Origin of the sequence: Bariatricus massiliensis, from assembly GCF_900086725.1 — a bacterium.
Lineage (GTDB): Bacteria > Bacillota > Clostridia > Lachnospirales > Lachnospiraceae > Allocoprococcus > Allocoprococcus massiliensis.
On sequence record NZ_LT574836.1, the window covers coordinates 503449 to 526691 of the forward strand.

Here is a 23243-nt window from a genome sequence, read left to right on the forward strand (position 1 = left end):
TGAGGGAGATTATGCAGAAGATATTAGTAGTGGAAGATGACAGAGAGCTGAATCAAGGCATCTGTTACGCTTTGAGTAAGGAAGAATATACAACATTATCCGCAAATTCTATCAAGGAGGCAAGGGAGATTTTTGTGAAAGAAGATGTTGATTTGGTGCTTTTGGACGTGAATCTGCCGGATGGAGAAGGTTTTTCCTTTTGTGGATGGCTGAAACAGCAGAGAGAGGTTCCGGTCTTGTTTCTGACGGCAAGAGACTTGGAGGAAGACGCACTGAGGGGCTACGAGCTGGGAGCCGAGGATTATATAACAAAACCTTTTTCTATGAAAATCCTGAAGCAGAAAATCAAGGTAGTCCTTAAGCGTGGACAGAACGGGGCCAAACATATATTTGATGATGACTATTTGATAATTGACTTTGATGCGGCAAGAGTTGAGGTAGGAGGACAGGAGTGTGCGGTAACGCCTACAGAATTCAGGCTGCTTCGCCTATTCACGGAACATGCGGGGCAGCTTCTGACTTACTCCATTCTACTTGAGCGTATATGGGACAGCGGAGGGCAGTTTGTGGACAAGCATGCGCTGGCTGTCAATGTGAACCGGCTGCGGGGGAAAATCGAGGATGAGAACCATAAATATATTTCTAACGTATACGGGATGGGATACCAATGGCTGAAATAGTAATAGCGGCAGCGCTCCTTTTGGCGGCCGTGATTATAATGGGAATAATGATGTATATTTTAAAAAGAGATATTTATACATTTTCTGAGAGACTGGAGCGCTGCCTCGACGCAATCGTCTCAGACGAAAGTATCGAAGCTCTGGCAGATAGCGGAGGAGATACGCTGTGGAGTAAAACATACGATAAGCTGGCCCAGATATATACTGTATGGCGCCGCAGAAGCGAAGACAATCTTGAGGAAAAGAAAAAAATTAAAGCATTGATTTCTGATATCTCCCACCAGACGAAAACCCCAATTGCTAACATGAAGATTTATCTTGAGATAATGCAGGAGGAAGAGCCGATATCCGAGAAGGAGAAAGAATTTCTTTTAAGGATGGAGGAGCAGACCGACAAGCTAGATTTTCTCCTGCAGAGCATGGTGAAAATGTCACGTCTGGAGACGGGGATTATCGAAATCCACAAGCAATCCACCGGTTTGTATGAGACGATTGGACTTGCGATGGCAGCGGTAGTACCAAAGGCAGAAAAAAAGAATATTGATTTACATGTCCACTGTGATGAGAAGCTTCAAGTGAGCCATGACAGAAAATGGACAGAAGAGGCGATTTTTAATATTCTGGACAATGCAGTGAAATATACAGGGGAAGGCGGAAACGTCCATATATGTGTGTCCGTGCAGGACATATTTACAAAAATCAGCATCAAGGATACGGGAAAAGGTATTTTACCCGAGCGGCAGGCAGAAATATTTACCAGATTTTATAGGGAGCCGGAGGTGGCGGAGCAGGAAGGCATCGGTGTCGGCCTCTATCTGGCCAGAAAAATCGTAACCTTGCAGAATGGCTATATTGAGGTTCACTCTGTACCGGGAGCAGGCTCTGATTTTCAGATATATCTGCCGGGCGGCGGATTGACGGGGGAAGAATAAATGGAATCTATGATTGTTAGTACGGAGAGATTAAAGAAATACTACAGGCTGGGAGCCGGTACTGTGAAGGCGCTGGACGGAATCGACTTCTGTGTGAAGGAAGGCGAGTTCGTGGCTGTCACCGGAAAATCCGGAAGCGGAAAAACTACACTTTTACAGATGCTGGGAGGACTTGACCGTCCCACTTCAGGCACTGTGCATGTAGATGGAAAGAATCTGGCCGAGATGAGCAAAGACAGCCTGACCGTGTTCCGCAGAAGGAAGGTAGGGTTCATCTTTCAGAATTATAATCTGGTGCCTGACTTGACTGTCTATGAGAATGTTGTCTTCCCGATAGAATTGGATGGAGCATATATCGACAGGGACTATATTGAGCGCATTCTTTTCATGTTGAAACTTCAGAAAAAAACGGAGGCGCTTCCCCATATGATTTCCGGAGGTGAGCAGCAGAGGGCGGCCATTGCCAGAGCGCTCGCCACGAAGCCGTCCATTATACTTGCAGATGAGCCTACCGGTAATCTGGACACTGTGGCAAGCCACGATGTGCTGGGACTCTTAAAGATGGCCGCGGAAGAATTCCGGCAGACGATCGTACTGATAACCCACGATCAAGATATCGCGCAGATGGCAGACCGGATCGTGCGCATTGAAGATGGCAGAATCGTGAAGGGATGTGGAATGGATGCTGGCGAATAATAACCGTACCATCATTTCTCACATGGCTGTACGTGTGCTCAAGCGCAATAAACGGCGGTATGGATTCCTTGTCACCGCAGTCGTGCTGGCCACGTTTATGGTGTTTTCAACGCTGACTGTGGGGGAGACGTATTTCAAAATGGAATATATACAGAACCTCCGCAGCAGAGGCGCTGATTACGATGCGATGGTCGTGGGAGGAATCGGGGAAGAACAAAAAAGATTATGTCAGGAACAATTGGGCGTAGCAAATGCAGGGATGACGGCTTATTCAGGTTCTATCGCATCGGCCGGAAATAACATACCACTGCGGGCGGGGCTTGTATGGGGGGACGAAGATTACTGGGAGCAATTAAAAAAACCGGTGTTAAAAAAGCTGGAGGGAAGATATCCGCAGAAGGAAAATGAGATTATGGTAAATGCGGAAATCATGGAAAAAGCAGGGCTTGGAGACATAAAGACCGGGGACACGCTTACATTGACTTATGAAAAGCTTGAAGAACGAGTCACAAAAGAGTTTCAGGTTTCCGGCGTATTTTCTGAATATGGCAATGAGAAAATATTTTATGTGTCAAAGTCATTCTATGAACAGTCTGGATATAAGCTTGGCTATGACGGAATGCTCTATATAAAGTTTACACATCCTATTGTGCCGAAAGGAATGCAGGAGGAACTGGGGGAGAGCCTGCACCTCAATAAGCGTCAGGCTGTCATCATGACGGCGGAAACAGAAAAGACGGTGGGAATACTGGTGGGGCTGGCCAGTCTTGTGCTCTTCACCTGTCTGAGCGCGTGGCTGCTAATTTACAATATCCTCTACTTGTCGGTCTCTGGAAATATCCGTTATTATGGCTTGATGCAGACGCTCGGGATGACAGAGGGGCAGATACGTTTGTTTTGGAAGAAACAGATGTTCCGTTTAGGAAGTGTGGGAATTACGGGCGGAATCCTTTTAGGAGCGGGCGTTTCTTTCCTTTTGATTCCGGGTATTGTAAAAGGGCTGGGGATACAAGAAAAAAATGTAGAAGTTTCCTTTCAGCCTGCCGTGCTGGCACTGAGCGTTTTGCTGGCTGGGATTACGCTGTACTCTGGAAGCAGAAAGGCCGTGAAAGTGGCAGCATCGGCAGCACCTGTGGATGCATTGGGATATTACAATTATACTGGGAAGAAGCAGGGGGAAGGCAGGCACAAAAGCAAAAGCGGACGACTTTTGTGGAGGCTGGCATGGCGGCAGATGTGTCAGGATAAGAAAAAAGCGGCGGTTGTCACACTATCCCTTGCGGCAGGCCTGTCTGTCTTTCTCTGTATGACAGTACTGATCGAAAGCCATGGAGCCAGAACGATTATGCCCAATTATATGGACGCGGATATGGTGATACGCAACGATACACTGTATGCCGAAGATGAAGGCAGATGGACGCAGATTATGGACAGCGGCTTTATCAGTGATTTGGAGAGTGACGAAGGGATTGCTGGGGTGGATGTGCTTCTGGGAGCTAAGATGATTGTTCCGTGGGAGCCCGAATTTTCTGATATCTGGATGAGAGAATATTATGATATGTGGATTTACGCCAAGACTTATGAGGAGATTGTGGGCGATTATAAGCAGAATCCGGAACAGTTCTATTCTTTTGTCAAGGGGATTGATGAAGAAGAACTGGACTATATTAATTCTACGCTGGATACACCTGTCGAGAAAGAGCCGTTCTTGGAAGGGAAAAGCTGTATACTATACAGAAGTGGGCTGAGCCTAGGCATGGATACGTTTCAAGGGAAGCGTGTCACATATTATCTGGATGAGGAGAATGCCTTCCCCTATCAAATGGACATCGCAGGCCTGACCGATGATTCTTATTATGGAGGTGTTCAAGGCAAGGCTCCCGTAGTGATTGTGAGCAGTTCCTTTTTAAAACAAATTTCTGACAATCCATATATTCTGAAGGTGAATATCCATTATCAGGAGGGACAGGAAGCAGAGGCCGAGAAAAAGATTAAAGGGCTCATAGAAGAAAGCCCTTATGTAGATGAAATTTCTTATGATTCTAAAATTGAGGGAATAGAAAAGGCAGAAGAAGCGCAGGGGAACATAAGAATTGTAGGAATAGGAATTACGGTGATACTAGTCTGTATCGGGCTCATGAATTATGTTAATACTGTTTTGGCAAATATTCAGAACAGGCAGGCGTCATTCCGAATTATGGAGAGCGTGGGGATGACGGGAAGACAGCTCAAAGGCATGCTGATTCTTGAGGGGATTATGTTCGCGGCGGGAGCATTGCTGATAACGGCTACAGCGGGGGTAACAGTCACTTACTTTACTTATCAGTCGATGAATTATATGGACAATACCTTTCGGATTCCACTGCTTCCGGCCGCAGGGGCCGCGGCTGTGAGTCTGGCTCTATGCGTTGCGGTACCGCTTGTGTTCGAGAGCCTGCGGAAGAGAGTAGAAGACAAGCGTCAGTACCGGTAAAAAGCGTGCAGAATTGGGAAAAAGGGGAAATAGATTTCCTCCTCTTGGTAAAATGTGAAAGACAAGCAATGTCTAGACATTTTGCCAAGGGGAGGAAATTTTTATTATGAAGAAGTTAAAACGTATTTTGGCATTCATATTAGTTTTGGGAATGGTGATAAATAACGCGGCCTTTGTGCGGGCTGAAGAGACAGGAATAGAGGTAGACAACCGGTTGACGGAGACCGGCGAGGAGAAGAAAGAGGCACAGGGATCAGGGGGGCAGGAAGTGGGACAGACTGTAGAAAAGACGCCGGGAGAAGAGCAGGAGGACGAACCCTCCAATGAGGAAGCTACAGACCTGAAAATCGATGGGAGTCAGGAACCGGAATCTGAGAAAAGAACAGCTGTCGACTGGACCGGTAACCAAGAAGTGTTACAGCTTGATTGGAGCGATGTGAGTTTTCGGCAGGCAGGACAAGAGCCGGTAACTGTGAGCAAGGTGGACAACTGCTTGGATTTGTCGGCTATGAATCCAGATACATTGGAGGCACTGCAATTCACTGCAGGGTTTGCTTTTTTGCGGGATGGAATGGAGGGTGGCTTTCAGGAAGGAGACACTTTTCAATATACACTTCCCGGAGAATATATTATGTTAGAGGATATTCCACAGCCTGTGGATATGTATCTCAGTAATCAGTACGGGAGTCGAAATCAGGAGAGAATCGCAGTATACACAGTAACAGATAACATAGTGACCGTCACTATGACAGCGGAAGTAGCGCTTATGCCGGAGGGAAATCAGCAGGGAGCCATGCAGCTGAAGGCGAAGCTTAATATGGAGCATTTGGGCACAGGGACAACAACGGTAAAAGCGGTCTTACAAAATGACAGAGTGACCGAGATTGTACTGCCCGCAAAGGCGGCTGCTGTAGACGAGAATACAGAGTCGGTGGTTCTCGCAGAAGAGCCTAGTGTAAAGAATGCAAAGACTGGGGAAATCTGGGGTGACTACAAGGACGAAACAGTAAAAAAGGAATGGATTGATAACAACGCCACATACAGACCCAGCCTATTGAAGGATGAGCTGCTCGATATGGAATACAGTATGGACGGCGGCGCTAGCTGGCAGTCATGGTCAAAGGGAGCGCTTGGCATTGAGAAGCCCATGTCTGAGTGGGCGGATGAAGGGATTGCATCTGTAGAAGCGGGGGGTGTGGGATTTGAGACCTACCGAATCAACCTGCCTCATACAGATGGCACAAATGAAATCAGTTATAGATTTCAGGAAAATCAGGTCAAAGTCAAGGAAAAGGGGTATATTCCTTTTGGACAGGACGGTGTGTTTCAGAATATCATCACCACAAATCAGACCTTCCAGATTCTCCTGAATACAGGAGCTGTCACCAAGTCTATCCATGATTTCAAGGGAGAGATTAAGCTTTTTGGGAAAAACGCAGATGGAACGCCGTTCGTTAAGTCGCTGGCGGATTTGGGAGGGGACGTAACAATAGAGGAAAGCACTGGGAAAGCGACCATTCACAATCTCCCGAAGTTCACGGTTGAACAGGAGGAAATTGTCTGGAGCCTTGATATGACAGATGCCTCTGCACAGCCTGATACAGGCGATGTAGGCGACCGTTACACTGTTTCCTACGATAATGCTGCGTCCTCCAATTTTGGCACTGTCACAGATAAATGCCATGAAGGCGGCAGCCTGATTATTTCACTTACAGGAAAGACGAACTATCAGGCCACGAAGCATTGGCTGGACGACAAAACAGGAGAAAGGCCTGAAGCGGCGCTGTATTTGTGGAGGTATTCACAACGCGAAGGCTCGGATTACACAACGGCATCTATGGTAAAGAACCCGAATCCCGACAAGGCTGAAAATATTTGGTGGACGCTGGACAATACAATAGATGAGGAAACCGTAAAGACCGAAGCCAAGGACATAGCGCCGGAGGGATTGGACAAGTATGACCCGGAGGGGTATCGGTATGTTTATTTTACAAGAGAAGAGTTGGCCGGAAGCGGCTATACACAGCAATTTGGAGTTTACAATCCGGTGGACAAGGAGATAAAGGAAACTGAGGACATGCTTCCAGAAGGGATGGACGAACGTGTGCAGGGAGACACCTCTGTCTATAACAATGGACATATCAGTAATCTGCGGACGGACACATCAGTGGCTGCCGTGACAAAGCGGTGGGAGGCAGCGTCCTTCCAGTCACAGCTGGAGGATGTGGTTGTGACTTTTATGCTCCAGCAGCGTACAAAAGACAGTGCGGAATCCGGTTGGCAGGAAACCGGCGAGACAGCGGTCATGGATGGATTCTTTGCGGAAAAATTGACTCAGACTATAACAAAGGATATGCCGAAGTATGACCAGAGTGGTATGGAATTGGAGTATCGTTGGGTAGAAAGCAATGTGGAGCAGGGGGATTTTGATACCCAATTCACACCTAATGAAGACGGAACAGCAGACTTTGTTCTGAAACAGAAGGATGCCAGTGGAGAGGAACAGGAGGTCGCATACAAATCCCTCTTAGAGGCAGATGGAATCATTACGAATAAAATAGCAGATAAAACAGATTATCAGGTGGAGAAAATCTGGAATGATGCGGTAGACCACAGTAAGGATACGATTACGGTTGTGCTGTATCGTGACAACAAGAGATATGCCCAGTATGCGTTCGGAGCAGATGTAAAGTCTGCCGAGGTGGTGGGACAAACAGCGGAGGCGGTCAGTGACGGGGCGACGGGAGAAGTCGTAAGCTCTTGGAACATGCGGTTTGACAATCTGCCGAAGTATGACGACACAGGACATAAGTATACATACTATGCAGAAGAGGAGCCATTGTCAGGGTACCATGCATCCTACGAGTATGATATCGAGAACCGAAAAGCAAAGATTACAAATACACCGGGAACCGGCGGTAATGTTATCCGCGTCCGCAAAGATTGGATTGACGATGGCGATGACACACATCGTCCCCCGATTAAAGTAGAGGTCTATAATAAGTACGACCATTCACAAATATATGCCAAGGAAGTGTGGCTTAAAGAATCACACTATTGGTGGCAGGAGGTGGCCGTGCCCGAAGGCATAACTCTGGAAGACTGCGCCATAGAAGAGATATCCACGAATCAGATTCAGGTGGACGGTAATTTTGCGGACACAGAACACCATAAGTATCAAGTGCAGTACGGTATAGACGAAGAGCGGCAGATGCTGACAGTCACAAACCGTAGAATAGGATTGATTGATATAACGGTTCGTAAATACTGGGTGGATGATGATAACAAAAAGGGAGACCGGACATCGGACGCCGAACTGAAACTAAGCTGTAATGAGTATCCGGACGCAGTTTCAGACAGCATTGCCAATGGCACCATAACAGTTGGGGATGCGAAAGATTGGCCAATACAGGACAAGGACGGTAATCCTGTCGGGTCACGCCAGAGCGTCCGCACGGTTCATGACGCAGGTGCAGGATACAGTGAGTATTACTTTTTTAATCTTCCCAAATATGATGATACCGGAAAAGTGCTTCACTATTCTGTGGAAGAGGTGAACGGCAGTCAGAACGAATATACAGTCAATATTCAAGAAGTATCTTATCAGGTGGGGGCGCAGCATTCCAGTGATGAACAGGAGATAGAGATTACCAATAAAAAGTCAGCGTCTAAGCCGGTGAAGTTCTATAAGCTCTGGAAAGACCAGTATAGCTTTGAGAAAGGAACCCGACCGGATATTTATCTTGAATTATACAAGACTGTCGCAAATTCTGACGGGACAGAAGGGATTCAGCCTGTAGGAACATATATTGACAGAAAGTGGATTCGCGATTCGGAGAATGAAGATTATCTCTGGACTTGTGATTTTGGTGAACTGCCCAAGTACGATGAGAACGGCAGGGAAATATTCTATTATGCAAAAGAGCAGACAAAAGTAAACGCAGAGGCGTTTGATTATGTGACAGATATTGACGCTGTCTATGATGTGGCAGGTATTTACAAACAACAGTATGGAAACGCAGGAACAGAAAACCTCGTGGGGATGGCGGATGATACGAGTCAAGTGCTCAAAGAAAACGGAACCTTCGTGAACCGAGTAGGAAAAACTATCATTATTTCTGGTAAAAAGATTTGGAAAAATGTTCCGGCAGGATTTCCGGATGCGGATTTTCCTAAGCTGACAATCCATGTGGATCAAGTGCAGCCGGGCCGCAGCATTTCGCAGAGGGCATTCGGTTCATCAGCACTACCTTTACTGGAGGGATTTAGATTAGAAAAGCTGTTAGCCCAAAGCAAGACAACAGGGACAGAATTGGCAGAGACAGCGGAACTCACAAGAATTCCGGGCACTAATAATTTCACCTTCCAAATCTCTGCTGATAAGAATGGGAAACCGATTCCGAAGTACGATGACAATGGGGCTCTGTACCAATATGAAGTGAGAGAGACCGTGGAGGACGAAGCACATCTGGGTACTGTTTACGAGAGTCTGCCAGGGGAAGTCAACAACTATATCATTACCAATACTTATGAGACGAAAGACGCTAAAAATACCGGAGAGTTGAAAGCAGAAAAAAGCTGGTTCGGCATCAGCAGCACATCAGAATATCAGTATCCGGCAGTGGATTTCAAGCTGTACCGCCAGTATATGTCAAAGGACAGTACGAAAAACACGGATAAGATTTCAATTTTAGGAGTAGAGAAACGAGTGACGGCTCCGGAGCTGGTGGACGAAAAGCGTCTCGACAGTGGAAAGAAAAATACTGGGGAGGTGGAATTTGATACCGGAAAGCTGCGTATTTATGCACCCAACGGCAATCCATATTATTATTATGTAGAGGAAACCATTTTAAATGGTTACGAAACGAAGACAGGCGGCGTGCAGTCGCAAAAGTCTCAGTATCTGAGTCTGGAAGGGACGGCAAAGGGTTCTGCCGCATTCGAAAATAGTTACAAAGACCCACAGGAGAAGGTGGCAATTACAGGAACCAAAGAATGGAAGGATTACAGTAACGCTTTTGGGACTCGTCCGTCAGCGGCAGAATTTGCGAACGCATTACAGATGGAGCGGTATACGGATGCACAGAGCGGCAAAGGCGGCGCACCGGCAATAGAAAGTCAACCGGTACAGCTTCAGACGGATGACGCTTCCGCCCCATACTATTTTGCGTGGTCCGATACCGAAGGCGACAGCTGGAGCTACACCATCTCCAACTTAGACAGATACGCACCCAGCAGTATGCCGTGGAAATATCGTATTACCGAGACCGTTCCCCAAGGCTATGCGAATGAACATAATAAGATAAATTCCGCCAAGGGCAGTGTTGGGGCGGACGGAACTATCACAATGCCCACACTCACAAACACAAATTCAAAAACGGTGTCTCTGACAAAAAGCTGGCAGGATGACAACGCTTACGGACAGCGCCCGGTTTCCATCGACTTAGAATTATGGGTGAAGATAGGAGAAGGACAGTGGCAGACTGCCCAGAGCAGTTTCCAAGCATATAATGCTCCGGACGATGTGAAAAATCAGTATACCTACACGCTCACGGAGAAGGACAAGAAGAATAATACATGGAAGCACACCTTTTCTAATCTTCCGGCCTACGTAAGTCAAGGTGGACGAAATCTGGAATGCCAATATCAGGTGATTGAAGTGAAAGCCGGAGATTATACGGTGGATCAAACAAGCCCAGAGTTCGAAGTTACAGATTCAGGAGCGACATATCCGGCCGCAGGCCCTTATGTACCGTCCGGCGGGAATACGTCTGCCGGAACTACCATCAGTAACAAAATCAACGAAGATGCCACAGGGTATATCAAGCTCTCCAAGACATGGACGGACAGAGGGAATATCTATGATACCCGCCCGGCGGTTCCGGATACAAAGGATACATGGAAGACAGATTACGTGCTGTACAGAAAGGCGGGAACAGGCGCTTGGGAGCAGGTCAAGACGTCTGACGAGAACTATATCATTCTCCGAATCGAAGGAAAGTATGGAGAAGATGCAAAAGAACGGCAGTATGGGCCGTTCCAGAAAGTAGACGCAGAAGGCAATACATACAGCTATGCGGCGATAGAAGTCCCGGTGGCAGGCTATGGAAAGACAGAGACGATTGTTCCGGAAACGGACAGTCTGCCGAATATTGAAGAGGCTGTTACTGCGGGGAAAATAGAGATTCATACCGGAGAAGAGGTGACCTCCGATGCTAAAATCTCTACAACGACGACCGAAAATACCTTGGAACCCACAGTCGACATAACGGCTGTCAAAGAATGGCTGAAGGCGGACGGAACGCCCTACACCGCACTGGATGGCAAAGAAGTCACTGTGGAGTTGAAAAAGAAAACCGCAGAAGGTACGGAGTCCTTCCTGCATCCGCTGACGGTAACACTGGATGGTACGCCTGATGAAGCGACGGAAGGAAACCGTGAGACAGAGGCATGGACGGCCTTATTTGAAGGCGCGCCTCAATACAGGTATGCGGAGGACGGAAGCGAATCAGAGATTATATACACGGTAGAGGAAGTGACGGTAAGCGGAGAAGAAACGAAGCCTTCCGTAACCGAGGGATTCTGGAATACGGTGGGTGAGACGACAAGCGGGCCTGCGGTGACAGTTACGAACAGGCAGACGGAATTCGCTTTAGATAAAATCGATGCCGGCGGAGACAGCATTGACAGAGCAGTAACCCTTGGTATTTACAAGAATACCGTCACTCCCACCAACAAGGTGGCAGAGTGGAACCGCTCTGTAAACGACGGCACTGTAACAGAGTGTGTCGATAAGGTGAATGAATCATCCGTGGAAACTGTTGCAGAACGCCCCGGTCAGGCTAAAATTACCGGATTGGCGCAGGGAAGCTATATCCTGCATGAAGAGGCGGCACCGGCCGGTTACGAGATGGCGTCAGACATAGCTTTCACGCTGGGAAAAGACGGAAAGCTCACTGGGAATACAGGGATAAGCGATGACGGCCTGACTCTGGCCATGACCGATACCGCCATCTCCTTGAAGCTCAGAAAGCTAAATCAGGATGACACAGAGATTGACCAAGAAAAGCTGGGGTATGCAGAATTCGAAATCAAGGGAACGTTTGCAGACGGAAGCACGGAAAAGCAGGGAATCACGTCAGAGGGCCTGAATTCCTTGGACGGACTTTGGATTGCGGGAGAAACCTATACGTTCGCAGAGACCAAAGCACCGGCAGGGTATATACGGTCCGCTCAATCTGTGGAGCTTATATTTGATAAAGACGGTTCGCTCAAAAGCGTGTCAGGCGACGCAGGCGCAATCGACCAAGACGAGAAAGAAACGCTCCTCTTTAAAAATGAGCCGATTTCTATTTCGGTCAAGAAGACAGACATGAAAGATGTGCCTTTATCAGGCGCTGCATTTGCATTGACCGATTTGGGAGTCGACGGTAACGGCGAGGGAGCTGCCTTTACAGACGCAAAAGAAGTGACTACCAAAGCGGACGGCACCATAGCGCTGGAGGAAGCGGGCAGCTCTATGGTAATGTACGGACATTACTATGGGCTTGAAGAGACGAAAGCCCCTGACGGATATATTCTACCGGACAGCCACCCTGCGGTTATTTTTAAAGTGCTGGATTCCGGCAAGGTGCAGCTTGAGGAGACGGACACAATCGTAGGAAATAATCAATCAGAGATTATGGTTAAAAATATGCCGATTGGGATGACGCTTAACAAAACAGACGGCACCAGCAAGGAGCCGATTGACGGCGCTGAGTTTGTGATTACCAGAGACGACGGTCAGAGTAAAGCGGTGACGGTCTTGGATGAGGGGACTGTACGGATAGATAACACAAGTACGGACCGTTTTCTCGTGCAGGGACATAAATATACAGTGACAGAACAAAAAGCGCCGGAGGGCTATGAACTGCCGACAGATGCGGCTGCAGAATTTGTTGTGAACGAAAACGGAACCATCCAGTTGGACGGACAAGAGCTGGAGGAGCTTACGATTGAAAATGTCCGGAAATCAGGCAGCATTGCGATACGAAAGATTGACGGCGAGGAAGGCAATCCGCTGTCCGGGGCAGAATTTGCTTTGTATAAGAAAGCGGATATGAGTACGTCTGTCAAGGAGGCCGTCACTGACACAGAAGGAAAAGCGGTTCTGGGAGAACTGGAGTGGGATTCCTATGTGCTGAAAGAGACAAAAGCGCCGGAAGGTTATATTCTGGACAGCATACTCAGCACAGAGGGCATAGAATGTACGATTAAGTCCGACAGCCTGACCCCGGTCATTACATCGGCAGGCGCAGGGGAAGGTATAATAGAGAATATTAAGAATCGTTTTACCTTGACAAAGACGGATGAAGACGGAAATATGTTGGATGGCGCTGTGTTCACCTTGAAGGATATCACAAGTGACAAAGACATCAGTGAAAGCCTAAAGGATATGAAGAATACCATGACCTTGAGCGGTATTTTGATAGGCGGACATACCTACGAGCTTCAGGAGACGAAGGCTCCGGAGGGATACAAAAAGGCTGTGGAACCGGTGCAGTTTACCTTGGGGACGGACGGTCTTATAACCCAGGTAGGAAGCTGGACAGAGACCGGATATGCTGTGAGCGAAGACAAAAAAGGAATTACACTGACTGACGCGCCTACTGTATTTGTCTTGAAGAAGACGGCGGAAGACACAAAAGAACCGCAGGAGGGGGTAGTGTTTGAAATCACCCCAGAAAGCGGATGCAACTTTGCAGACAGCAGCACAGATTCTATTACCGCAACGACGGATGCGGATGGTCAAGTGATTGTGCGGGGCCAATTAGTGAACGGCATGTCCTACCATGTGGAAGAGACGCTTGCAAAAACGGGCTATACTTATGCAGAGAGCTTTATAATCACAGTGGACGATGCGGGGAATGTTAAGGCGGGTGATTCTATGATATCCGAGGACAGCCCTCATGCGGTTGTGGACAGTCCGATTGCGGTCGGGATACAAAAAGTAGATGACAGCAAAGAAGGAAGGCCGGTAAAAGGTATCCGGTTTATCCTTCAAGAAGAAGGACAACAAGCGGTGATACAGCTAATTTCCGATAAAAATGGCATGTTGCGAAGTGAGGAAGAACCTGCAACGCTGAGTCAGTATCTAAATGCAGGAAAGAACTATGTATTGACTGAAATTGTGGAAGCAGGGTCACCATATATTGAGCTTCCCGGAACTATCGGTTTCAAGGTGGAAAAGAACGGAATCATCACGCTTAGTGTGGAAGAAGCTGTAAGCAGGTTGGTGAAGCTAAGTGATGATAAAATGACATTGACTGTCACAAATAACCGGACTGAGCTTCAGATTCAAAAAACAGATTCCGGAAATAAGGGACTGGAAGGAGCAAAGCTTGGTGTTTATACAGAGACTAATGGAGTGCCGGACAGTTTGGTCAAGATAGACGGAAAGGAATTGAGCTGGACATCTGAAGGAGAGGAATACACAATCAAAGGACTGCCTACAGGCACTTATTGGCTCAAAGAGACTGGGGCTCCCGCCGGATATATTACCGCTGACCCAATTCGCTTCCGCATCGACAGCAAAGGTATCGTCGCAATTGTGAACGGAGAGGGAGCCGTAAGCGGTAATACCATAACCATGACAGATGAGCCGGTAATCGGACATGTCAGACTTATAAAGAACAGCGCCGCAGATAAAGAGACTCCAGTAGAAGGGGCCAGATTTGACTTGTATCAGCAGAAGAAGGAGACTCCTGCAAAGGATGACATTCTGGTTGCAAAAGCGATTACTACAGAGTCAGACGGCGAATGGACTTCCGAAGGCTCCGAGGCTGTGAGGGAGGATGATGCGTCGAAGAAGCTTGGAGACGGACTTTTGGCGGGTACTTATTATTTTAAAGAAACCTATGCGCCGGATGAATACCAGCTGGACAAAGAAACCGTGTACCCCTTTGAAATTAAGGGAGCGGGAGAAGAGGTCGTTGTGCAGCCTGATGTGACTGTGCGAAAGGCGGAAAATGTTCCTTACAGCAGGACGCTCACCATTGTCAAAAAGGATGAAGTGGACAAAAGAGTTCTTGCCGGCGCAGTATTTATCCTGATGCGGACGAAGGACGGAGCGGGCAATCCGGTGGAGGAAGACGGAATCGAACTGACAACCGATGAGAAGGGTGAGGCGATATTCGAGCTCCATAAAAAAGGAACATATCGTTTAAAAGAAATCACAGCGCCGGAGGGATATGAACTGGCCGAAGACAAAACGGTAACTGTTACAGATGAGTCGCCGGAGCATATTTTGTTTGAGGCAGGGGAGAGCGATAATGTGATTACAGACCAGCGCAAGCCGGGAACCGTCAAATTACTTAAAAAAGACGGAGCGGACGAGACAGCGCTGTCAGGAGTACAATTTACCCTTTATAAGGAAAATACAGAGGGGAATGTTTTTGATAGGCTGTGGGATTTTATTACCGGAAATCGATATCAATCTGTGGACAGTAAAAGCTGGACAGGTGAGGCTGTTGCAGACGGAGAACTGGTAATTGATAATCTGGAATGGGGAGCGTACTATATTAAAGAGACGAAAGCTGCGGATGGATATGTGCCGTCCGACACAGAATTTCATTTTGTGATTGGAAGATACAATAGTGATATTGTACTTGAAGTAGACAAGGGAACGATAGAAAACATACAGACGGAGATCACCTTTAAAAAGGAAGGGAAATATAATGAATTTTGTTCCGATACTAGATTTGAAGGCGCGCCGGATGCAAATGCACAACAAATCCTTCAAGGAGTAGAATTCACGGCATATTCTGATATAGACTGCCAACAGGCGGAACAGACAGCTTCCAGTAATGAGAAGGGCGAAGTGACATTCAAAAAGCTCTCCATAGGAACACACTACATAAAAGAAACCGGAGCGCTGGACGGATACAGACTGAATGAGACTGTTTACAGAGCTGTTTTAGATGAAAATGGACAGTTTACCGGCCTGACACTTACGGATGGCACAGAAGTGGAGAACAATACAATCGTAAATGATGTATATCGAACCAATATAACCTTTACGAAGGTAGACGAGAAAAATCCATCAAAAGTCATCCCGGGTTCCACATATGGCCTCTTTAAGAAATACTCTGATATTACTACAAAGACATTGGAAACAGAAAGGCTGGTCAAAATTGCAGAGGCGGTGACCGATGCGAAGGGAGTCCTTACCTTTGAAGGTGTTCTGATGGATACGGAATATATTGTCAGAGAACTAAAGGCGGCAGACGGCAGCTATTTATCTGAAAAGCCATTGAAGCTGAGTTTTTCAGTAAATGAAGCCGGTGAAATCGCAATGGAAATAATAGATGCAGGCGATGGAACGGCAGAGATACATTCCGAAACAGGTGCTATCATTTGGAAGGAGCCGCAGGTAGAAGTCAGATTCTCAAAAACGGATGAACAGGGTAATCTTTTAGGAGAAGCCGAACTTCACATTGAGGATGAAAACGGTAATACTGTGGAGGCATGGACATCGGTGGCCGGAGAGACCTATCAATCTTATGGAGTCTTGACAAGCGGGCACAAGTATAAACTAGTCGAGACAAAAGCCCCGGCCGGATATTTGATTGCAGAGCCGGTGTACTTCGAAGTAGAATCAGAGCCAGTGGCAGCAGGTCAGGATAAAGTGATTGAAGTTACTATGGTGGATAAAGCAGTGCCAAAGCAGGTGGCGAATAATCACTCATCAGCGGCCAGAACCGGGGACACAGCAAGGAGCACAGACTATATTTTGTGGATGACCACTGCGGCGGCTATAGCAGGATTGTTGTATGGGCGAAGAAGAAAAAATAGAATGAAGTAATGCAGCACGTGAAAAACAGGGAAGTCATTCCCTGTTTTTCATTCAAATTACCTTCTAATTCGTGCGGCAGGTATAAGGGGCAAGGTACAGTGGAATATAGTACCCACGGTCGTACCCGCATACCGGACAAGCTTCCGGTACGGAAGTACCTCTGTAAATGTTGCCGCATTCCAGACAGAGCCAGACAGATTCAGTTTCTGAAGCGTAGAGCCGGCCTTGTTCTAAGAGCTCCGCGATATGCTGGAAGCGTTCCCCGTGTGTTTTCTCTATAGCGGCAATCATATGGAAAGTTCCGGCGATCTTGTCAAAGCCCTCCTCCCTTGCCTTATCTTCAAAATTTTTGTACACATCATCGTGTTCCTCAAATTCGTTGTGCTCTGCAAAACGAAGCAAATCAGAGACTTTTTCCGAGATATCCACAGGATACCCTCCGTCGATGTGAATCGTTTCTCCGGCACATTCTTTTAGATGGTTATAAAAGATGGAAGCATGCTCTTTTTCCTGAGATGCAGTAAACAAAAAGATTTCAGAGACTGCGTAGAGTCCTTGCTTTTTGGCCTGCTCCGCAGCCATAGTATAGCGGTTCCGGGCCTGACTTTCTCCGGCAAATGCACGCATAAGATTTTCTTTCGTGACACTGTGTTTAAAATCAACTGACATAACAACTCTTCCTTTCCTGTTTTTATATATCATTGCCGAAAAATAGCATAAAAATACCGACGGATTTAAACTTAATATGCTTGACCAACCAAGGAAAAGTAGGTATCCTTAGTATTAGGAGGTATATATGAAATATTATTTAGCACCAATGGAAGGCATTACGGGCTATATATATCGTAATGTGTACCATACGTTTTTCAGGGCGGCCGATAAATATTTCACTCCATTTATTGCACCGAACCAGAAAGGAAAATTTAGTACTCGCGAAGAAAATGATATTCTGCCCAGTCATAACGAGGGGATGTATGTTGTCCCTCAGATTCTCACCAACCATGCGGACGATTTTGTGAGGACGGCTCAAAAGCTCAGTGAGTACGGCTATCAGGAGATAAATCTGAACCTTGGCTGCCCGTCACGTACAGTAGTGGCCAAGTACAGAGGTTCAGGATTTTTAGCAAAGCCGGATGATCTGGATCGTTTTTTGGAGGAGATTTTCCGCCGGCTTGATTTGAAGATTTCTATTAAAACCAGAATCGGCAAATTCGCCGAGGAAGAGTTCAGAGACCTTCTTTGCATTTATAACAGGTATCCGCTGGAGGAGTTGATTATTCATCCGAGATGTCAGAAGGAGTTCTATTCGAATACGCCGCATTGGGAGGTATTTGAGTATGCTGTTTCTGAGAGCAAGAATCCGCTTTGCTATAATGGAGACATTTTTACGGTGGAAGATTTTGAAAGATGGCGTCAGAGATTCCCGGACACGGATACGGTAATGCTGGGAAGAGGAGTCTTGAGAAATCCGGGCCTGATTGAGATGCTGGAAGGAGAGCGGACGCCGGAAAAGGCGCGGCTGAAGCAGTTTCATGACAGGTTATTCAAGGCGTATCAGCAGGCGATACCCGGCGAGCGCAATGTGCTTTTTAAGATGAAAGAATTGTGGGTGTACTTGGGACAGACGTTTCCCGGCAGTGAAAAGTGCATGAAGAAGATTAAAAAAGCACAAAGCTTTTATGCCTATGCGGAAGCGGTTGAGACGTTGTTCGAACAGCAGGAGGCTTGTGGAGAGTAGAAGGAAAAAATATGGGTGGACACATCATAGGCTATTGTGCCGCCGCACTTTGTATGGCGGTGTCCGGCACTATTTACGGGAGATGGAAAGGGAAAAAAGGCAACAAAGAACTGGTATTTAAGGCTTTGGCTACGAGTATGGCCGTAATACTGGCTCTGGAGGCAGCTTGGAACACGGACAGCCCGCATAGATGGCTGATTACTGCGGGACTTGTTTTGTGCATGGCGGCGGACGTACTTTTGGAACTGAAGTTTCTGTGTGGAGTCGTGGCCTTTGGCTGTGCACATATCTGCTTTCTTTGGGCGCTGCTCTGCTCATCTGAAATACGTCTGTACACGGTGGCGATGACGGCAGCTATGTATCTTATTTTTTTGGCGGCATTTGCAAAGTGCCTGCCCCAGCTGGGGGCGTTGAAAGTTCCGGCAGTAATCTATCCGGCATTGCTGTGTGGAATGGCGGCGCTTGCCGTCACATATGGCATCCAGAACCAGAGTTTCCATGCGGTTACGATGGCAGCAGGAGGAATCTGTTTTGTGGTTTCAGATTTCATTCTGGCCCGTCGATATCTGATGGAAAAAAAAGAGCGCTGGTATGGAATAGCGGTATTGGTTTTCTATTATTCGGCGGTGTATTTGATTGCCCTTTAGGTCCGGCAGTCAAAACGCACAGTAAATGTGCACAAATAGACAGACAATGGTAGTATGAAAAATGTACGAAAATGAAGGAAGAGGGAAAAAGCGTTAGCGGACCTCTTCCTTTTTTTGGTACAATATATTATAGATGGAAGCGGCAGACGGATTGGAACAAAGGGAAAGGAAGCGTGATTATGTTCGGTAAGGGAGAACTGGTTGTATATGGTAGAAATGGTATTTGTGAGATTGTGGATATTACTACAATGGAAATAGAAGGAGTACCTAAAGATAAACTGTATTATGTTCTGGTTCCCATGAAAGAAAAGGGGAGACGAATTTTCACTCCCGTGGAAAACAAGAAGATTATAATACGCAGGATACTGACGTGTGAGCAGGCGCTTGCGTTGATCGATGAGATTCCTGCAATAGAAGAATTGTGGATTTGCAATGACAAGTTAAGAGAAGCCACTTATAAAGAATGTATGGACAGCTGTGACTGCCGGGAATGGATTAAAATCATTAAGACAATGTATCTGAGAAATAAGGAAAGGGCTTCACAAGGGAAAAAAATTACTGTCACAGATGAAAAATATCTGCACTTTGCGGAGAACAGTCTATATTCTGAGCTTTCTCTGGCATTGCATATGAAAGAGGCAGAGATGGAAGATTACATTACAAAAAGAATAGATGAACTGCGGAGTCTTAATTGAGAACCGCGTTAATAAGAGTCCGGCCCGCCGGGCTCTTATTAAATTCATACATAAAATCGGCTTTTCCTGTGTAACTAACTATGCTATACTTGAGTAGAAAATGATTTGTAGTGGATGAAAAAAGGATAGGGATTATATGCAGGTCGGAAGAGGGACAAGAAAACAGAGGGCGGACGACGCCGGCAGACGATGGACAGTGCTGCTCAATTTGATATTAGCCGTAGGGTTCATTATGTTTTTGTGGATTGTGGTATCGACGTCGTGTGAGAATATGACGTTGAACAATGAACCGGTCTATCCCCTTACAGACGGATGGAGCGTCACATATGAAGGAAAGACAGAGGATGCCACGCTTCCAACGCATCAGGAGTCCCGAGCGGGAGAAAAGGTTGTGTTCACGAAAACCCTGCGGAAGGAGGACGGAAAAGGGAATTCCATTATGTTTCATTCCTATCACCAGTATGTGAAAATATATCTGGACGGGGAGGAGATTTTTTCCTACGGAGAAGGGCAGGTAAAGCCGTTCAAAATGTCCGTGGGAAGCCCTTGGATTCATGTCAGGCTTCCGGCGGACTGGGAAGGGAAGACGCTTCAGGTGGAGACGGTCAGCGTTTATGATGAGTATTCCGGGATGCAGGAGGAGATTTACTTCGGAACTAAGAATGCGCTCGTTTCTGTGATATATAGAAATGCAATGAAAACTATGATGTGGAATCTGCCGATTATTATCATGGGAATCTGTGTGATCGTAGGAAGCTTTATGTTCAGAGAAAAGAGGACGGTGAGGAGGCTTCGGTATCTGGGGCTGACCGCTTTAGTCATCAGCGGCTGGATTTGTCTGGAGTCTAAGGTGACGCAGGCTTTTACCGGCAACGTACTTGTAAGTATGAATCTCATATTTATTTTATTCGGCTTAATACCGGTGCTGTTCTCGCGGTTCCTGTTGACTTATGAGAGCTTTGAGAACAGCCGCTATATGAAATTCGCTTTCTATTATTCTTCGGCTAATTATGTGATGATACAAATCCTGCAGATATGCAGTGTCCGTGATTATATGGAGACAGTACCCGCAGTCCATGTGGCGATTATTATTACTATTTTAGGTATTGTATTTGTCTTTGCGGGCAAGAGGATCAAAAGAGAACGAATCAAAGATACCGCCCTTGTCACAGGCTGTCTTGTATTTGCAGTTTTTGCACTTTTGGATATTCTGCGGTTTTATATCTATACGCCTCTGGCCGACCCCATACTCTTTACCCGAATGGGCTTAATCTGCTTTCTGGGCGTTCTGGGATTTTCAGCGCTGAAAGAAGCTGCCGCTGAGAAGGAAGGCCAGATCGAGAAGGAGACGTGGAAACGTCTGGCGGTCACTGATACTTTGACGAATCTGCCTAATAGAATGTCCTTTGAAGAGCATATGCGGATATTCCGGGAAGAAAAACAAGATAAAACACCGATGATTATGGTGGCCGACTTAAACAATCTGAAGAAGATAAATGATATGTTCGGGCATACAAAAGGGGACCAAGCTATCATAAGAACGGCGGAGCTTTTGAAAAAGGCTTTTCACAGTGGCGCCGACTGTTTCCGGATAGGCGGAGATGAATTCTGCGTGATAGCGGAGGGAATCATCCCGGAGGAGTTCCGTCTTAGAAGCGAGGCGTTCACCAGACTGGTGGAGGAGGAAAATAAGAAGACGGAATATGATTTTTCAGTGGCCTATGGCTTTGTGGAGGCTGGAACCGAGGGAATCGACGAGGCATTCCGCCGAGCGGACCGGAAGATGTATGAGTGTAAACTTAAGATGAAAGAGACGATGAAGGAAGGATGAAAATATATCTATGGAGAAGAATCTGAAGAGTGTAGAGGAGAAGGCAGCCATATTAACTGACGCACTGCCTTATATCAGGGATTTTAATCATAAAATAGTGGTCATAGAGTATGGCTGCAGCGAATGGCTGAATGGAGTCGAAGAACAGAGATTGATGCAGGATATCGTTCTCCTGAAGAGTATAGGGATGCGTCCTATTGTAGTACACGATACAAGGATGGGGATGGACAAATTCCGGGAGAATAAAAGAGTTGCCAAGCTGCTTGAACTCTGCGGCGTTAAGGCAATCGGCATCTGTGGTGTAGATACGCAGACGCTCCATATGTCACTTGACAATGACTATATTCCGGTGATCGTGCCTAACGACATAGACAATGAGACAGAGTATATCAATCCCAAGGATACGGCGCTGGAGATTGCGGTGAAGATGGAAGCCGACAAATTAGTATATCTCTCCAAATATCCGGGTATCTATGTGGATGAATCTAGGGAAGAGGTCTTTTCCCGGTTGACAGTCGACGAGGTGGAAAAGCTGAAAAAAGCGCGCGGCTTTCCAGTGGAATTTGAGGAAATCGTGGAACATGGCATACAGGCGGTGGGTGAAGGCGTGAACCGGGTACATATTCTGGACGGACGGATACGCCATGTATTATTGATTGAATTTTTTAGTGTGGTGGGAGCCGGAACTATTATCATAGAAGATGAAGACAAGCTGTACGCACATGAATTGAAAAAGAGATAAGGAATTACTAGAGTGAGGGAATGACATGAGAAAGAGAATGAGTGTAAAAAGCAGTGTTATGCTGATACTGACAGCATTTATATGGGGAGTTGCCTTTGTGGCGCAGAGCGTGGGGATGGACTATATCGGTCCGTTTACCTTTACCTGTATCCGCTCTCTGCTGGGAGGCGTTGTATTGATACCGTGCATATGGTTTCTGGACAAGATGAACGGAGGGGGAGGCGGAAAAGATGAAAAGACACCTATGTCCCCGTCAGAGAAGAAGGTGCTGTTCACCGGGGGCGTCCTGTGCGGACTGGCTTTGTGCGCAGCTTCCAATCTGCAGCAAATCGGGGTACAGTATACAACGGTGGGAAAGGCAGGGTTTATTACGGCCCTCTACATTGTGCTGGTTCCAATCATAGGAATCTTTTTAAAGAAGCGTGCGGGGATTAAGATTTGGATAAGCGTGGCTGTCGCTGTGACCGGACTTTACTTGTTATGTATCACAGAAAAGTTCACCATAGGAAAAGGTGATTTTTTCGTTTTGATTTGTGCGGTGGTATTTAGTGTACACATTCTGCTGATCGACTATTTCTCGCCGAAAGTGGACGGGGTACGCATGTCCTGCATTCAGTTTTTTGTGACGGCGGTTCTGTCGGCAGTGCCTATGTTTTTGTACGAAAAGCCGCAGTTCTCAGCGATTTTGGCGGCAGCAGTACCTCTTCTTTATGCGGGTGTCTTGTCAAGCGGTATGGCTTATACGCTCCAGATATTGGCGCAGAAGGATGCGGACCCGACGATCGCGTCACTGATTCTCAGTCTGGAATCCGTGTTCTCGGTGCTTGCCGGCTGGGTGGTGCTGGGACAGGTGTTAAATGCCAAAGAGCTTGCCGGCTGTGCGCTGATGTTTGCGGCCATCATTTTGGCGCAGCTTCCGCAAAAGAAAGCGGATACTTTTTCATGCCCGAAACTTCCATTTTAAAAAGAACTATGA

Annotated in this window: 12 protein-coding genes; 11 read left to right on the plus strand and 1 reads right to left on the minus strand. The window is 46.8% G+C overall.

Translation table 11 applies throughout. The features are described 5' to 3' along the window. The first annotated feature begins 11 nt into the window (after nt 1-11). The 5 genes from BN6465_RS04025 (at nt 12) to BN6465_RS04045 (ending at nt 16623) form a co-directional block, all read left to right on the plus strand. Nucleotides 12-680: a response regulator transcription factor gene (locus tag BN6465_RS04025; RefSeq protein ID WP_066731917.1), complete on the plus strand. Its 669-nt coding sequence runs from the start codon at nt 12-14 to the stop codon at nt 678-680. Continuing rightward, the gene (locus BN6465_RS04030) at nt 668-1612 is read left to right on the plus strand and encodes a sensor histidine kinase (protein WP_066731919.1); all 945 of its coding nucleotides are present in this window, start codon (nt 668-670) and stop codon (nt 1610-1612) included. Before BN6465_RS04025 ends, BN6465_RS04030 begins: the two co-directional genes overlap by 13 nt. Next, the gene (locus tag BN6465_RS04035; RefSeq protein WP_066731921.1) at nt 1613-2308 is read left to right on the plus strand and encodes an ABC transporter ATP-binding protein; all 696 of its coding nucleotides are present in this window, start codon (nt 1613-1615) and stop codon (nt 2306-2308) included. Further along, entirely contained in the window at nt 2295-4781 is a 2487-nt protein-coding gene (locus BN6465_RS04040) for an ABC transporter permease (RefSeq protein WP_066731923.1), read from the plus strand. Before BN6465_RS04035 ends, BN6465_RS04040 begins: the two co-directional genes overlap by 14 nt. A gap of 106 nt (nt 4782-4887) precedes the next feature. Beyond that, nucleotides 4888-16623 carry a SpaA isopeptide-forming pilin-related protein gene (locus BN6465_RS04045; protein WP_066731924.1) on the plus strand — a complete coding sequence of 3912 codons (11736 nt, stop codon included), beginning with the start codon at nt 4888-4890 and terminating at the stop codon, nt 16621-16623. A 54-nt stretch (nt 16624-16677) separates the two neighbouring features. On the opposite strand, the gene rbr is transcribed toward BN6465_RS04045, so the two are convergent. Further along, nucleotides 16678-17283 carry a rubrerythrin gene (gene rbr / locus BN6465_RS04050; protein ID WP_066731925.1) on the minus strand — a complete coding sequence of 202 codons (606 nt, stop codon included), beginning with the start codon at nt 17281-17283 and terminating at the stop codon, nt 16678-16680. A gap of 127 nt (nt 17284-17410) precedes the next feature. Between rbr and BN6465_RS04055 the strand changes: the two genes are divergently transcribed. From BN6465_RS04055 to BN6465_RS04080, 6 genes are all read left to right on the plus strand, one after another. Further along, the gene (locus BN6465_RS04055; protein WP_066731926.1) at nt 17411-18352 is read left to right on the plus strand and encodes a tRNA dihydrouridine synthase; all 942 of its coding nucleotides are present in this window, start codon (nt 17411-17413) and stop codon (nt 18350-18352) included. An 11-nt stretch (nt 18353-18363) separates the two neighbouring features. After that, nucleotides 18364-18999 (plus strand): lysoplasmalogenase, encoded by a 636-nt coding sequence (locus BN6465_RS04060; protein ID WP_066731927.1) that lies wholly within the window; start codon nt 18364-18366, stop codon nt 18997-18999. Between the two features lie 179 nt (nt 19000-19178). Next, nucleotides 19179-19694: a CarD family transcriptional regulator gene (locus BN6465_RS04065; protein ID WP_066732770.1), complete on the plus strand. Its 516-nt coding sequence runs from the start codon at nt 19179-19181 to the stop codon at nt 19692-19694. Nucleotides 19695-19830: 136 nt separating this feature from the next. Then, complete coding sequence (locus tag BN6465_RS04070) at nt 19831-21525, plus strand: GGDEF domain-containing protein (protein ID WP_066731928.1); 1695 nt, start codon at nt 19831-19833, stop codon at nt 21523-21525. A gap of 10 nt (nt 21526-21535) precedes the next feature. Beyond that, entirely contained in the window at nt 21536-22267 is a 732-nt protein-coding gene (locus tag BN6465_RS04075) for an amino acid kinase family protein (RefSeq protein ID WP_066731929.1), read from the plus strand. A 37-nt stretch (nt 22268-22304) separates the two neighbouring features. Beyond that, nucleotides 22305-23231, plus strand: a complete 927-nt coding sequence (locus BN6465_RS04080; RefSeq protein WP_066732772.1) for a DMT family transporter — start codon at nt 22305-22307, stop codon at nt 23229-23231. Nucleotides 23232-23243: the final 12 nt, after the last annotated feature.